The organism is Gottfriedia sp. NPDC058432, from assembly GCF_042721555.1.
Lineage (GTDB): Bacteria > Bacillota > Bacilli > Bacillales > Bacillaceae_G > Gottfriedia.
This window is the reverse complement of the sequence record NZ_JBHXLC010000009.1, coordinates 148,917-163,809: the sequence shown is the minus strand read 5'-3', so window position 1 is coordinate 163,809 and position 14,893 is coordinate 148,917. Positions and strand designations below refer to the sequence as shown.

Annotated in this window: 17 protein-coding genes; 5 read left to right on the top strand and 12 right to left on the bottom strand. The window is 30.7% G+C overall.

Annotated elements, in window-relative coordinates; genetic code table 11:
* Positions 1 to 60: 60 nt before the first annotated feature.
* Positions 61 to 1,233: a lactate 2-monooxygenase gene (locus ACFWM3_RS11585; protein WP_390311432.1), complete on the bottom strand. Its 1,173-nt coding sequence runs from the start codon at positions 1,231 to 1,233 to the stop codon at positions 61 to 63.
* Between the two features lie 364 nt (positions 1,234 to 1,597).
* Here ACFWM3_RS11585 and ACFWM3_RS11580 point away from each other — a divergent pair, with 364 nt between their 5' ends.
* Positions 1,598 to 2,074, top strand: coding sequence for a nucleoside deaminase (locus tag ACFWM3_RS11580; protein WP_390311431.1), 477 nt, complete (start codon positions 1,598 to 1,600; stop codon positions 2,072 to 2,074).
* Positions 2,075 to 2,130: 56 nt separating this feature from the next.
* Here ACFWM3_RS11580 and ACFWM3_RS11575 read toward each other — a convergent pair whose 3' ends face one another.
* The 4 genes from ACFWM3_RS11575 to ACFWM3_RS11560 all read right to left on the bottom strand — a co-directional run bounded on the left by ACFWM3_RS11575 (position 2,131) and on the right by ACFWM3_RS11560 (position 5,387).
* Positions 2,131 to 2,589, bottom strand: a complete 459-nt coding sequence (locus ACFWM3_RS11575; RefSeq protein ID WP_335415174.1) for a YkvA family protein — start codon at positions 2,587 to 2,589, stop codon at positions 2,131 to 2,133.
* A gap of 137 nt (positions 2,590 to 2,726) precedes the next feature.
* Entirely contained in the window at positions 2,727 to 4,349 is a 1,623-nt protein-coding gene (locus ACFWM3_RS11570; RefSeq protein WP_056477099.1) for an ABC-F family ATP-binding cassette domain-containing protein, read from the bottom strand.
* Positions 4,350 to 4,473: 124 nt separating this feature from the next.
* Positions 4,474 to 5,112 (bottom strand): SdpI family protein, encoded by a 639-nt coding sequence (locus tag ACFWM3_RS11565; protein WP_390311430.1) that lies wholly within the window; start codon positions 5,110 to 5,112, stop codon positions 4,474 to 4,476.
* Complete coding sequence (locus tag ACFWM3_RS11560) at positions 5,109 to 5,387, bottom strand: autorepressor SdpR family transcription factor (protein ID WP_056477093.1); 279 nt, start codon at positions 5,385 to 5,387, stop codon at positions 5,109 to 5,111. The genes ACFWM3_RS11565 and ACFWM3_RS11560 overlap by 4 nt, the downstream gene beginning before the upstream one ends.
* 173 nt (positions 5,388 to 5,560) lie before the next feature.
* On the opposite strand from ACFWM3_RS11560, the gene ACFWM3_RS11555 reads away from it, so the two are divergent.
* Complete coding sequence (locus tag ACFWM3_RS11555; protein WP_390311429.1) at positions 5,561 to 6,745, top strand: alanyl-tRNA editing protein; 1,185 nt, start codon at positions 5,561 to 5,563, stop codon at positions 6,743 to 6,745.
* Positions 6,746 to 6,841: 96 nt separating this feature from the next.
* Here ACFWM3_RS11555 and ACFWM3_RS11550 read toward each other — a convergent pair whose 3' ends face one another.
* From ACFWM3_RS11550 to ACFWM3_RS11540, 3 genes are all read right to left on the bottom strand, one after another.
* Entirely contained in the window at positions 6,842 to 7,336 is a 495-nt protein-coding gene (locus ACFWM3_RS11550; RefSeq protein ID WP_390311428.1) for a GNAT family N-acetyltransferase, read from the bottom strand.
* 166 nt (positions 7,337 to 7,502) lie between these two features.
* Positions 7,503 to 7,775 carry a GNAT family N-acetyltransferase gene (locus ACFWM3_RS11545; protein ID WP_390311427.1) on the bottom strand — a complete coding sequence of 91 codons (273 nt, stop codon included), beginning with the start codon at positions 7,773 to 7,775 and terminating at the stop codon, positions 7,503 to 7,505.
* A gap of 1 nt (position 7,776) precedes the next feature.
* Positions 7,777 to 8,022 (bottom strand): (4Fe-4S)-binding protein, encoded by a 246-nt coding sequence (locus tag ACFWM3_RS11540; protein WP_390311426.1) that lies wholly within the window; start codon positions 8,020 to 8,022, stop codon positions 7,777 to 7,779.
* A gap of 127 nt (positions 8,023 to 8,149) precedes the next feature.
* Between ACFWM3_RS11540 and ACFWM3_RS11535 the strand changes: the two genes are divergently transcribed.
* The gene (locus tag ACFWM3_RS11535) at positions 8,150 to 8,326 is read left to right on the top strand and encodes a DUF3977 family protein (protein ID WP_390311456.1); all 177 of its coding nucleotides are present in this window, start codon (positions 8,150 to 8,152) and stop codon (positions 8,324 to 8,326) included.
* Positions 8,327 to 9,198: 872 nt separating this feature from the next.
* Complete coding sequence (locus ACFWM3_RS11530) at positions 9,199 to 10,383, top strand: COG4705 family protein (protein ID WP_390311424.1); 1,185 nt, start codon at positions 9,199 to 9,201, stop codon at positions 10,381 to 10,383.
* 157 nt (positions 10,384 to 10,540) lie between these two features.
* On the opposite strand, the gene ACFWM3_RS11525 is transcribed toward ACFWM3_RS11530, so the two are convergent.
* Positions 10,541 to 10,855, bottom strand: coding sequence for a hypothetical protein (locus ACFWM3_RS11525; protein WP_390311423.1), 315 nt, complete (start codon positions 10,853 to 10,855; stop codon positions 10,541 to 10,543).
* A 430-nt stretch (positions 10,856 to 11,285) separates the two neighbouring features.
* On the opposite strand from ACFWM3_RS11525, the gene ACFWM3_RS11520 reads away from it, so the two are divergent.
* Positions 11,286 to 11,939 carry a TetR/AcrR family transcriptional regulator gene (locus ACFWM3_RS11520; protein ID WP_390311422.1) on the top strand — a complete coding sequence of 218 codons (654 nt, stop codon included), beginning with the start codon at positions 11,286 to 11,288 and terminating at the stop codon, positions 11,937 to 11,939.
* Between the two features lie 97 nt (positions 11,940 to 12,036).
* Here the strand turns inward: ACFWM3_RS11520 and ACFWM3_RS11515 are convergent, their stop codons facing one another.
* The 3 genes from ACFWM3_RS11515 to ACFWM3_RS11505 form a co-directional block, all read right to left on the bottom strand.
* Positions 12,037 to 12,783 (bottom strand): SDR family NAD(P)-dependent oxidoreductase, encoded by a 747-nt coding sequence (locus tag ACFWM3_RS11515; protein WP_390311455.1) that lies wholly within the window; start codon positions 12,781 to 12,783, stop codon positions 12,037 to 12,039.
* A 319-nt stretch (positions 12,784 to 13,102) separates the two neighbouring features.
* Entirely contained in the window at positions 13,103 to 13,942 is an 840-nt protein-coding gene (locus tag ACFWM3_RS11510; protein WP_390311421.1) for an SPFH domain-containing protein, read from the bottom strand.
* Between the two features lie 650 nt (positions 13,943 to 14,592).
* Positions 14,593 to 14,886 carry an antibiotic biosynthesis monooxygenase family protein gene (locus tag ACFWM3_RS11505; RefSeq protein WP_390311420.1) on the bottom strand — a complete coding sequence of 98 codons (294 nt, stop codon included), beginning with the start codon at positions 14,884 to 14,886 and terminating at the stop codon, positions 14,593 to 14,595.
* Positions 14,887 to 14,893: the final 7 nt, after the last annotated feature.

Here is a 14,893-nt window from a genome sequence, read left to right as displayed (position 1 = left end):
TTCAAAAATTAAGAGCGGCTCATTAGTCTAAGCACTTACTGAGGTCGCTCTTTTTAATTTTTAAAAATGTTTACTAAAGTTTTCTTTTACTAACAAAGATGGCTTTAATTCACTAATACTTTTTTGTCCGGATAAAGCCATCGTTAAATCAAAATCAGCTAAAATATTTTTCATTACTTGAATTACTCCATTTTTACCACCAAGAGTTAGTCCATACATATACGGTCGACCAATTAATACTGCATCAGCACCGATTGCTAATGCTTTATATAGATCCGATCCCCTTCTAATGCCACTATCCATTAAAATTGGTAATTCACCTTTTAATTCACTACAAATGCTCTCTAATGCATCTAAAGTACTAATTGTTCCATCAACTTGTCTACCACCATGATTTGAAACGATGATGCCATCCATTCCATATTCAAGTGCAAGCATCGCATCGTCCTTATGTAAAATGCCCTTTAATAAAATTGGTAATTTAGTTTGATTTCGCAAAAATGCTAAATCTTCCCACGTTAATGCAGGATTGCCAAAAAGTCTTGTCCATAATAGAATTGCTGACTGTGGATCTTCTTTTGGTGAATTATTTAATCTTGAGCAAAACACTGGATCCTCTAAATAGTTCCCGATACCTTGTCCTTGTAAGAATGGCAAATATGCATTTTCAATATCTTTTTCTCTCCAGCCCATTATCGAAGTATCAAGTGTAATAACAATTGCTTCATAGCCATTTGCTTCAGCACGTTTAATCATACTTGCTGCTATTTCCATATCACTACTACAATATAATTGATACCATTTAGGAGAATTTCCTAGAACACTTGAAACCTTTTCCAATGAGTAAGTTGATGCAGTACTAGTAATGTATGGAATATTCAATTCTGCTGCTGCTTTAGCAGTTTCAAGTTCCCCTTCTGGATGTGCAATCGACTGGACACCGATTGGTGCAAATAAAACTGGCGAATTATATGTTTTGCCAAATAATTTTATACTAATATCACGCTCAGCCACATTACGTAACATTCGCGGTACAATTTTCCATTTGTCAAAGGCTAATCGATTTTCATTCATCGAGCGCTCACTACCTGCGCCACCTGCTATATAATAAAAAGGTCCCTCTTCTAATTGATCATGTGCTAACTTTTCTAAATCCTCAAATCTAACAGGAATCTCACTTTTTTTCCCACTTCTATACACTTGCAATTGAATAGAATTCCCGAAATTCTTCATTCGAAACACATCCTTAAAAAAGTTGTAACCGTTTACATATTCTAATTCGGTTCAAATAACTCCTTTAAATTTCTGAATAAATCATTCGACATTTTTAATATTTATAAGTTTTCCTATCTCGTTAATCACTTAATTTTATATTAAAAATATTTAATTGTATAATATTACACTATTATTTTTGTTCTTAAATACTGTAAGAGAGTGTACAAATAAGTAAGATACCCTTTTTAATATTAATGGTTGATTGAAAGAATAGTAAATCGATTTGGTTAACCAATTTGATTGAATGTTTATTTATATTAATTTAAGAAACTAAATAAATGTAAATACCTTTCGCCCTTATTACTATAAAGGTGGTGTTAGTTTGAATCACTCTGATTGGATTAAATTAAGTGTAAGACTTGCTTACGAAAACTTATTAAATAAGAATGGTGGACCATTTGGGGCAGTTATTGTCCAAGATGGAAAAGTTATTGGTGCCGGAGTAAATGGTGTCACAACATTAAATGATCCAACTGCACATGCAGAGGTTCAAGCAATTCGAAACGCATGTCAAAATTTAGGTACATATATACTAAAGGATGCTGTCTTATACACTAGTTGTGAACCATGCCCGATGTGTCTAAGTGCAGCCTATTGGTCTAGAATTTCAAAAATATATTATTTTTTCACAAAAGATGATGCTGCAAAAATTGGTTTTGATGATGCACATATTTATGATGAACTTTCATTGCCATATGAAGATCGAACGATACCAAGTGAACAAATTATGATTAAAGTCAAAGATATTGAAAACCCTTTCATTGTTTGGTCAAAAGAAGAAAGTCATATACATTATTAATCAGTATAAAAAAGGTTGCTCATTAATAACTAATGGGCAACCTTTTTTAATAAATATTAATCTTTTAGCTCATGATCTTGTACTGACTCTTCAATTTCCACTATATTTGATGGGTCATCTTTTTCGTTATTATTTTCTTTCCAAATTTTATACTTTTCGATATCTTTGTTAAGTTGTTTAAATGTATACGCTAAAATCGTTGCATCATCTAAAAAGCCTAAGCCTACGATAAAATCTGGTATGGCATCGATTGGACTGACAAAATAAATTAATGCCCCAATTACAGTCAAAATTGATTTTGTGGAAATATCTCTATAACTGCCATTAATGTATGATTTAAATAGATCTATAAATAAATTTACTTTTTCCCAAGCTTCACCTAACGCACCTTTTTTATTCGGTGCGAGCTTAGCTGCTTTTTTCAATAAATTCGTTGATTTTTCTTTATTTCCTAAATAGGAAGAAGCTTTCTTTAAATACTTTTTAAAAAACTTATTTTCATTTAACTCAGACATTTTTTCTCCTCCCTTTTTTATAGTTTAACAAATATGAAAAAAAGATGAAAGTACAAAAAACCACTAATCAATTGATTAGTGGTTTCACCTTTTTCACAAATATTCACTTTCAATACGAAAGGCCTGTGTATATGGAATTACTTCTTATATAACTCTTCTACTTGCTTTTGTAAATCCTTGTTCTCTAAGAACTCATCATAAGTACACTCTTTATCAACTAAACCGTTTGGTGTCACTTCAATGACACGGTTTGCAATTGTTTGAATGAACTGATGGTCATGAGATGTAAATAATGCAGTACCTTTGAATGCAATTAAACCATTATTTAATGCTGTAATTGACTCTAAGTCTAAGTGGTTAGTAGGATCATCTAATACTAATACGTTTGCTCCACTTAACATCATTTTTGAAAGCATACAACGAACTTTTTCTCCCCCAGATAGAACAGAAGCTTTTTTCATTACTTCCTCTCCTGAGAATAGCATACGTCCTAAGAAACCACGTAGGAAGCTTTCAGACTCATCTTGTGGAGAGAACTGACGTAACCATTCGATTAAGTTCATATCACTTTTTTCAAAGAACTCTGAGTTATCTTTAGGGAAAAATGCTTGAGAAGTTGTTACACCCCATTTAAATGAACCTGTATCTGGCTCCATTTCACCCATTAAAATTTTAAATAAAGTTGAAATCGCAACGTCATTTTTACCAACAAACGCAATTTTATCGCCTTTGTTTACAGTAAAACGTACGTTATCTAGTACTTTTTCACCATCGATTGTTTTTGAAATTCCATCTACAGTTAATAAATCATTTCCAACTTCTCTCTCTGGCGTAAATCCAACGAATGGATAACGACGAGAAGATGGTCTAATATCATCAAGTGTAATTTTATCTAAAAGTTTTTTACGTGAAGTAGCTTGTTTTGCTTTTGAAGCATTTGAGCTAAATCTAGCAATAAATCCTTGTAGTTCTTTAATTTTCTCTTCTTTTTTCTTATTAGCATCAGACATTAATCTTTGAGCTAATTGACTTGATTCATACCAGAAATCATAGTTACCAACATAAAGTTGAATTTTACCAAAATCTAAATCAGCCATATGCGTACATACTTGATTTAAGAAGTGACGGTCATGTGATACAACGATAACTGTGTTTTCAAAGTTAATTAAGAAGTTTTCTAACCATTGAACAGCCTTAAGATCTAAGTTATTCGTTGGCTCATCTAGTAAAAGAATATCTGGTTGACCAAATAATGCTTGAGCAAGTAAAACTTTTACTTTCTCGCCTGCTTGTAATTCAGCCATTTTTTTATAATGTAAGTCTTCTGTAATGCCAAGACCTTTTAATAAAATCGCAGCTTCTGATTCTGCTTCCCAACCATTTAACTCTGCAAACTCACCTTCAAGTTCTGCAGCTTTCATGCCATCTTCTTCAGTGAAATCTTCTTTCATGTAGATTGCATCTTTTTCTTTCATTACTTCGAAAAGACGAGTATGACCCATAATTACAGTTTGAAGAACTTCAAACTCTTCATACTCAAACTGGTTTTGTTTTAATACTGCAAGACGCTCACCTGGTGTTACAATTACATCACCTGTAGAAGGCTCGATATCACCAGATAAAATTTTAATAAAAGTAGATTTACCCGCACCATTCGCACCAATTAAACCGTAACAGTTACCTGGTGTAAACTTTATATTAACATCATCAAATAATTTTCTGTCCGCAAAACGCAAACTAACATTAGAAACTGTAATCATTTTAATTATATTCCTCCAACTCTTTTGCTCTACTCTTTACAATACCATATTTTAAAAGGAAATTAAATTTTTTCTAAAATAAATTCAAAAACAATCTCCAAATTTTGTAAAAAAACAGCTTAATTTAGTTTTTCATTTCCTTTTTAAAGGCAATATATGAGTATATAGTTGGGAATCCAACTAATAATATAATCAATGGAATGACAATTATTCCCTTATCACTCATTGGTATAAAATAAAGCAATAAAAAACATAAACCAATGATCATAAATATTCTACCGCTAACACGATGTGTTTTTTTCCAAACATTTTCATTACTTAATGTCCAAGGTGTACGGACCCCGATAAAATAATTTGAACGAACATGAGGCATATAATTTCCAAGAAACATAAACAAAAGGCCAATAAAAAGAAAACTCATTGAGCCGATATGAACGTCATAACCTAATCCATAAAATAAAACACTCATATTAATTAAAAAGAAAATAAATAAAATCCCTGTTGCCATAAAGTATAAGCTTCTCTGGAATAACTTATAATTCTCTTTTCTTGGATCAATCTTCGGAGTAACAATTGGCAATATATAAACGAAAAGCATGATCGCATGTAGCTCGATAAACGTTTGCATTTTTGAATCGTAATTATTAACTTGTCCTGAAAAATCCCAATGAACAGGTAATTGACTTGGTAAATCATGAAAGTTAATAATCCAAAATACTAATGAACAAATAAATAGTAAAATTGCAATAATATGCTTTTTCAATCTAAGTCTCCTCTCAGGTTATTTTCTTTAAAACTATATGCCCAACTGATAATTTCTTGAAAAACCGTCATATTTAAAGAATAAATAATAAATTGCCCCTTCTTTTCATCTTGAATTAACTTGGCTGACTTTAATATTTTAAGATGTTGAGAAATACTAGGTTTTGACATATCGAATTGTTCTGAAATTTCCCCAGCAGTTAAATCTTTCTCTTTTAATAAATCTAAAATTTTCCTTCTAGTTGGATCCGATAATGCTTTAAATAGTTCATTCACCTTTCACACCCCTAAGATTTAGTATTTAGTTAATTAACTAAATACTAAAATCTATTTGTGTAATAGTCAATTATGCTAAGATTAGATATATATTATTTTAAGTTTTTATTTCGTTTCTATATAATTTAAATTAAACATCAAATTTAGGAAATTAAAAGATTAGAGGTAATATCATGGCAAATAAACTATATTTTGAACACCCCTCATTAAAAAAATGGTTTACTAAAATTACTGAAATTAAAGAAGTTGATTCATTATTTCATATCAAACTTGAAGATTCTGCTTTTTATCCTGAAGGTGGCGGGCAGCCATCTGATTTCGGTACAATTAATGGAATCGAAATCGTTGATTTAATAGAGGATGATGAAGAAGTAATCCATGTCTTAAATGCAAAACCGGAATCATTGGAAGCAACATGTGAAATAAATTGGGACCGTAGAATTGATCATATGCAACATCATAGCGGCCAACATTTACTTTCAGCAACCATTATTGAACTATTTGATATTCCTACTGTAAGTTTTCATTTAGGAAAAGAGACAGTTACGATTGACCTAGATACCCCTTCTCTTTCAGCTGAACAATTAAATCAAATTGAAAGAGCAGTATATGAAAAGATTCTTGCTAATATTGAAATTAAAACCTACTTCGTAAATAAAGAAGAATTAAATGCACTTCAACTTCGCAAATTACCAAAAGTTGAAGACAATATAAGAATTGTTGAGATTTTACATACTGATTTATCTGCTTGTTGTGGTACTCATGTAAAACAAACGGGTGAAATTGGATTTATCAAATTAATTAAAACTGAAAAAGTAAGACAAACTACTAGACTTCATTTTAAATGTGGCTATAGAGCACTTGAGGAAATTCAAAAAACTAGTAAAACATTATCAACTATTAATCAATTATTTAATACACATACTGATCAAGTTAAAAATAAAGTCGAATTGACAATTAATGAATTAAAAGAAGCGCAAAAAGAAATCGAGAAAATGAAAGAAACGATCTTTAACTCAATTTCTAATGAGTTATTATTAAATGCACCAAATGATATCATTATTAAAACATTTGAAGAAGAATCAGTTAAAGACTTACAGTTACTCGCAAAATCAATACAGACTAAAAAACCTTCTTTACTTGTATTTTCAAGTGTAAAAGAGCAAAAATTATTGCTAATTAATCAACTTAAAAATGATGTACATTGTGGGGAACTAATTAAAAATTTACTAAAACAGGTTGAAGGAAAAGGTGGCGGCGGTGCAGGGCAAGCACAAGCGACATTTGAAACTTCAAGCCGATTAAACGAAGCTGAAAATACTTTAAAACATATTTTGCTTCCTCAGGTAAATGTATAAACATTATATTTAGATGAAAAAAGAACAACGACGGACTTCTCAGGTCCACAGTTGTTCTTTTCTTGTTTTGTGCTAAATAATTAAAATCATTTAAATCTATTCTACCGAATACTTATAGAATTTTTTATCGACCTTCATTACTGGAAAATTCTCAGGTAAATCATTACCCTCTACACTTGTAAATCCATTTTTTTCATAAAATCGATGAGCGGCTAAAAATTGAGGGGTTGTTCCAAGATAAATTGCTTTTATTGACATTTCTTTCGCCCATTCAATAGCATTATTTAATAAGAGACTAGCAGTATTATATTTTGCACCTCTGTAATCCTTATCTACAAACATCTTTCTTAACGCAACCTGCTCATTCCCTATGTCTAAAAGACTGATTGTACCAATTACTTTATCGCCAGAAAGAGCCACCCAAAAGTTCCCGTTTCCATTCTGATAAAATTCTTCTATCGTAAACAAATCAGGCTGATCATCCTTGGTAATCTTTATACTGTATTCTTGTTGCTGAATAGCAAGAATTAAATCAACTACTTGAGCTTGATATTCATTTGAGTATTCTTTCACAATAGGGCTGCTGTTCATAAATTTACACCGCCTTTAATATATTTAGATCTTACTGTTTTTCAATTTAACTACTAATCTTTGAGATACGATTACCTCTTTATTCAATATTGAGATATTTTAACATGATGGATAGAAAAAAATGTAAAAAAGGACGATTGTTGACATCATTTAACAATGTGTATATTTACGCAAGCATATCTTGATATTCCTTTTTGCGTTCAAATTCAGCCTTAGCAAATGGACATAGTGGCACAATCTTTTTGTCTTGTTCTCTCATCTCTTCTACAACAGAAGCAACAAGTTTACTGGCAATATTTTGTCCTCGCAAGGATTCTTCGACAAAAGTATGATCAATGATCACTTTTGATGTTCCAGCTTGTACAAATGTAATTTCAGCGACAATTTTCCCTTCCTCATTCTCAATGAAGTGTTTTTTTTCTGCCTTTTCAATATTCATATTATTTATCATCCCTTTTATAAATATATTGTAGTGCACCACTTGGACATAAATCGATCGTTTTCATAGCTGAATCTGCTTCTCCATTATCAGCAAGAATCCATGGCTTTCTTTTTGTATCAAACACTTTCGGCAAAGTCCTTACACAATTACCTGAATGTGTACAGATCTCTTTGCTGAAATAAACTTCAATCTCTTCTCCTGAATATTTCCGATATCCTTTACTTAGTAGGTCTTCTTTATTCATTTCATAATCCCTTCTCATTTTGTATATTTTCTCCTATTTTTAAGCAAACCAATTTTAAACAAGCACACTCATTTATTATTTGACCTCTAACCTAAAAAAAACACCTCCAAAATGTCGATAATTATTTATACGACTTTGGGGGTGTTTTTTCCTTTGTCAAAGGCTTTTATTTAACCGGAACCAATACTATATAAGAATTTGCCTAGCTAAAACAGTTATTATAATTGACTCTAAAGAAGGCTTTAAACAAATAAAAAAGAAACGTAATCATTTTAAATTTATTTTTGGGTTGAGTAGTTGTTAATTCCTTATAGAACTAACGAATGAGTTACTTGCATAACACCAAACCCACTGTTTTAATTTCTAAGTTTTTTTAGCTTGGGAATATAAACTTTTACTCCACTTTTGACACTGATTTATTAATAGCTATAACGTGGAGTATAAATCTAATGATTAATTGACCTAGAAAATATAATATAAAATAGAAAATTGAAGAAATATTTCTTTCAATTAACTTATATGGACCATTTTCTGGTATAAAAATTTTCACTAAAATAATAGATAATAAAAGTACGAGTACATTTACTATGAGAACGTGATTCATTTTTAATCGAACTAATAATAACCCCATAATAAATGTTGCAAAAATTCACTTCATTTCCAATCACACTTGTCAAAGGTGGTAGTGCAACAACTGTTAATAAGATTATTTGTGAAATTAACAACGACAATCCATTGCTAGTTGGATTGATAAAATTTACATTAAAAAACAAGAATACTAGAAAAACCGCTGGAACAAATCGGCAAGCGCGTTCAAATGCTTGAAAAAGCCCATTTTATTTCAACTAAACTACCATTTACTTGATAAAAAAAGCTACCGGGGCAACTTTAAGGTTGTTCAACTAGCGCATTATGTTAGTTGAATAAGGGTTTAAATATTTGTGATTGATAATAGTTCATCATTGCCCTTCTATTTTCCTCCTATTTAAAAGTCACATCTAATTCAACTATCGCATGCGTTTGTTGCAAATATGTTGTTAAATCACGAAAAAATAAAATAGCACAAAAAAATTTAAGAAGTTTGAAAAAAATTATTCAATTTACTATTTGTTCATTTTTTTCATAACTATTGGTAACTATAAAAATAGATTTAAATCAAATGAAAGGAATTTATTTATGGAAACAACCCAAAATAAAATGAAAGCTTTACTTAACAAGGTACCAGAAGTTACAATCTATTTCTGGATTATCAAAGTTTTATGTACAACCGTTGGTGAAACATTTGCTGATTTCCTGAATTTTAACCTTGGTCTTGGATTAGGACTTACTACGATCATTATGGGTTTAGCATTTTTTATCTCATTATTTTTTCAATTCAGAGCAAAAAAATATGTTCCTAGTTATTATTGGATAACTGTTGTGTTAATAAGTGTATTCGGTACTTTGGTAACAGATAATTTGACTGACGCAATGGGAGTACCTCTTGAGACAAGTACAATTGTTTTCTCAATACTACTAGGATTAACTTTCCTTTTTTGGTATCTTAGTGAAAAAACACTTTCTATACACTCAATTTTCACAAGAAAAAGAGAAGTTTTCTATTGGTTTTCCATTCTTTTCACATTTGCTCTAGGAACTGCAGTAGGAGATTTGTATTCAGAACAACTTGGACTTGGGTATTTTAAGACCGGAGTAACAGTAATTGGTATCATACTTTGTGTATTTTTAGCATGGAAGTTTTTAAAGCTTGATGGAATGTTAGCTTTTTGGATAGTGTATATTCTTACTCGACCACTCGGCGCTTCATTAGGGGATTACTTATCTCAGCCAAAAGTAAATGGCGGGTTAGGCTTAGGTACAACAGTTACAAGTGTAATTTTTCTAACCGCAATTTTAGCTATCATCATTTTCCTAGCTGTCACAAAAATTGATATTTCCGCAAGAAGTGAAACAAAAGAAATAAATAATAGTAAGAAAAATGTTATGGCACAAACAATTTTAGTATTGTTTATTTTCTTAGCAGTAGGTATTGGCGGTTATGTAAAATTATCATCACAAACTGCTTCTACTCAAACTACATTATCTGGTCAATTAACGGATTTTGTAAATATTGAAAATCAAATTCTAACAGATGTGAACTCAAAGAACTTTACTTCAGCTTATAAAAATGCTGATAATTTGGAACATCAATGGGATTCATCAGAGGCTAAACTTAGAAAAATAGATGGAACAACATGGACAAAAATTGACGGAACAATTGACGTTGTATTAGCAACAGTTCGTTCATCAAAACCTGATGTAAGTAAATGCAAAACGGCAATAAATAATTCACTTAGTGTAATAAACGCTGCTAATAAATAAAAGACTTTAGTTTAGGAATTGCAAACTGCAGTTCCTTTTTAAATTGTCGATAATGTCCATTTTGTAAAGTTAGAAATGCATTTTCCCCAGAAAACTCTAAACAAATATTAATCTTAATGTTCTTAAATTCTAAACAAATTTATTATCGATAAAGAGGTTAATAATTCACCTGAAAAATAGAGAATAAGTAATAAGTTGGATATAGGCATATATTTATGTAAGTATTGCAATGCGTTAGTTCAATAAGAATTGTATTCAAAAATAGCCCAGGGAAGCCAAAAAACTGGTTCTGTTCAATGTTTTCGTCATTTGCAATGTCACAACATCTCTCTGCTTCAGCAAGTGATTTAATAAAACCATTTTCATTCAATGAAAAATCAAACTGATTTTTAAACTCTTTTTCTAATCCGTTACACAAATAAGAATGGAACGTATTAGTTTCATAGCCTAAGACCACATAGCCTTTTTTCAAATTAGTATCATCAACAATAAATTCTTTCCTGAATAAAAAAGTAAAGTTGACGCAATTTTGTTCCAGTTTATCATCCTAAAATTAAGAAAGCAGCATTTTATGATTGATATTAAAAAGTGATTGTATATCAAATCTTATAAGTATAGTAAGATATTGAAGAATACAATTTATGAGGTGAATTAAGCGGGCCATTACAATATTGGTAATATGTTATTCCAATTATCCCCTTTCTGATTCTAATCGATCGTACTGTTCTTTCTTTATTATTAAACAAAAAAATAGATATAATCTTATTGAACAAGAGTCGATTTTATAATAAATAAGATTAGAACTTTTAAGATTTAACAGCTATAAAAATCTGTTTTTTATAGCATTTTATTTAGTTGATTATAAAAACAAATATTATTTCATTGCAAAGGAATAGAAATTTATGACAAAACAAAAAATTGATCCACGTGTTATTAGAACTAGAAGGTTATTAAAGCAGGCCTTTATTGACCTCATGGAAGTACGAGCTTTTGATGAAATTACTGTACAGGATATTTCTGATAAAGCAACTGTGAAACGTGCTACATTTTATCTTCACTATAAAGATAAGAATGAACTTATGATTCAATATATTGATGAAACTTTAAAAGATTTACGTGAAAAAGTAAATGTCCAAATATCATTTTTAGATAACTTCGATTATTTAGACCAACAACCTCATCCAAGTTTTGTTCAATTATTTCACCAGATTGCGGAAAATTTCGCATTTTATAGAGCTTTACTTGTTACTAACCGTATTCCTTATTTAACTTCGGGACTTTTAGAAATTATTCATGAGTTTGTTTCCGAGGGGATTAACCAAATAGAACCTAGTGATCAAAACCTTTTTGCTAAAAGAGATTTAATTATCAAATATGTGGAATCTGCCTTTTTAGAAGTTATTATTTGGTGGATTGAAAATAACATGCATTATTCTGAACATGAAATGGCATTTCAATTAATGACTTTGTCTATTAAAGGGCCTTATAAAAATAATCCTCTGAAATACAGAAGTTTATCTGCTGAAAATGATGCAAATAAAAAGCCGATCAACTAATGATCGACTTTTTATTTGGATTGAAATTTATAAACAAGTCATGTTTTCTATAAATTCTTTCTAGCACAGCCGTCATTCTATCCGTAATCGCAATAAATTATAGGGCTGTCCAACCACCATCAATAACAAGTTCAGCTCCGGTCATAAAGCGTGATTCATCAGATGCAAGGAATAGTACTCCATACGCAACATCTTCAGGTTTTCCGAAATAAGGAAGTTGAGTAAACGTTTGATAATATGGTAAAGCCTCTTTAAACGATTCAGCTGTCATTGGTGTCTCAATAATACCAGGGTGAACGGAATTCACTCTAATTTTATCTTTTCCATATTCTACAGCAGCTGATTTTGATAAAGAACGTAATGCACCTTTTGCAGCAGTATATGGGCTTGATCCAGCCATACCTACTATCCCACCAATAGATGAAATATTAATCAAAGAACCACCACCGACTTTTTGCATCTCTGGAATGACATGTTTCATTCCAAGAACACAGCCATTTAAATTAATATCCATTACTTTATTCCATTCATCCATTTCCATTTGAGCCATCGTTTTTGGACTAGCTACACCAGCATTATTCACTAATACGTCTATTTTACCGTAATGATTTATTGCTTCTTGGATTACAATTTTCCATTCTTTCTCAGATGTAACATTATGCTTTAAACCGATTGCATCTCCACCATCTGCTTTAATTTCATTAATTAACTCATTTAACGCATCTTGTTTAATATCTGTTGCGATTACTTTTGCTCCTTCTTTAGCAAAAAGTTTTGCTTCTGATGCCCCCATTCCAAGAGCTGCACCAGTGATAATTGCTACTTTACCTGCTAAACGTCCCATCATAATCATCCTCTCAAAAAGATTAAATATCTATCTCATTTATTAAAAAAATAGTGTTTACAAAAACATTTAAGTTTACCTAGGATATTCATATTATACATTAAACACTAGAAAATGTGAAGTTATGTACATCGTGTCAATTAATTAAACAAGCGGATTATTTTCTACAGTAACTGCTCCTGTTTTTATAGGAGAAAAAATAAGAAGAAATGCCATTATTAAGATAATGAAATTAGTCCAATAAAAAAAACTACCTAGGTAGTCCTTCTTTTTTATATGTATATTTGAACTTAAAATAGAAACCACAATTTTTTAATTTCTATTTTTTCATTGTACTTAATATAGGTTGTGCACCTTTTTCAGAAATAATTGTTACAAGTAGACTAGTAACCATATCGGCTTTTTGACTATCTGTTGCAGTTAATAATCCTTTTTCTTCAAGCATTTTCAAGGCATCTTCCACCATACCAACAGCGCCTTCTACTATTTCTCTTTTAGCTTGAACAACAGCTTTCGCTTGTTGTCTTTGTAGCATACTACTTGCTATCTCAGGAGCATAAGCAAGATGACTTAATCGAGCTTCTTGAACTTTTACTCCGCTTTTTTGAAGTCTTTCTTGTAACTCATTTTGTAATTCTACTGCAATCTCTTCTGCATTCCCTCTTAAAGAATATTCTTCTTTATTTGTCGTGTCATAAGCATATTTCGTTGCAATATGACGAATTGCTGTCTCACTTTGAATCATTACAAATTTTTGATAATCTGCAACATCAAACAATGCTTTTTCAACATCAACTACACTATATACTACAACCGCTGCAATCTCGATTGGATTCCCATCGATGTCATTTACTTTCAATACATCGCTATTGAAGTTAACAGCCTTTAGATTAACTTTTGATTTACTTGTAAATGGAATAGTACAATAGAATCCATCCTCGTAGATTGTCCCTAAATATTTCCCCATAAATACCATAGCAACTGCTACTTTAGGTTGGTTAATTACAAATCCAGATGAAATCAAACAAACGAATAAAAATGAAGCAATCATGAAAAATGCATTACCACTAGTTAAAGAAATTATCCCTCCAAACAATAATAATCCTATTATTAATACCAACACGATGTAGCCGTTAATTCGAAATGCTTCTTTTTTCATATTTTTCTCCTCTTATAAATTTAAAAGATACTATTCTAATAAGGAATGAAATTAATCGTTTTAATTCTTGGATTCCTCTTTAGATCAATAATTTAAAAGAAATTCTAAATTTGAAAGTAAATCCAAGAATTATAAATCCAATTCCTAATGAAAACCATAGTGATTTTACTAACCAAGCAGGCAAAAATTTTAAAAAACCTCCAAGAAAAAATGTAATTATAAACCCGATACAGCCTAAAAACTCATTTGCGTATACAGTTATATCTGTAGCATTCCATAAGTTTTCTTTATTTTTTTCATTTGTGATCATTCCTTGTATGAATAGAAGACCACCTGTAATTATCAGTCCTAATCGAAGTATCCAGTTGATCCCCCTAATAATCCTCCTGATAGTTTATCTAGTCTCATGTTTAATAATAGGCTAATTATACAGCTAAGATTGACTTCTGTAACTTGGAGTATTTTTGCATATTTAATAGAATTTTAGAAAATCCATCTTCAACTAAACTGACATTTACTTTAATTTTAAAAAACACCGAAGCAGTCAATTCCTTTTCAACTATCGCATGCCTTAGCCAACCATGAATCCTCAAATTCACCACAGTGAATCGAAGTTTAGATCGTACATCCAAGTAGCTGAATAAGATTTACTAAAGTTTAACCCAATTATAATGTTCAACAGTCGGAAATGGATCATAAAAATGATGTAATTGCTTTTTCCATTCTTGATACTCGTTAGATTGTCTAAAACCAACTGTATGGTCTTCTAATGTTTCCCATTGAACTAGTAGTAAATATTTCCCCTTTACTTCTATACAACGTTGTAATTCGTGAGATATGTAGCCTTTCATTGAAGAAATTATTTGTGATGCACCACGAAATGCTTCTTCATAGTCCTCTTCCATACCTTGCTTAACTTGTAGCATAACGGCTTCCAATATCATATTTAAT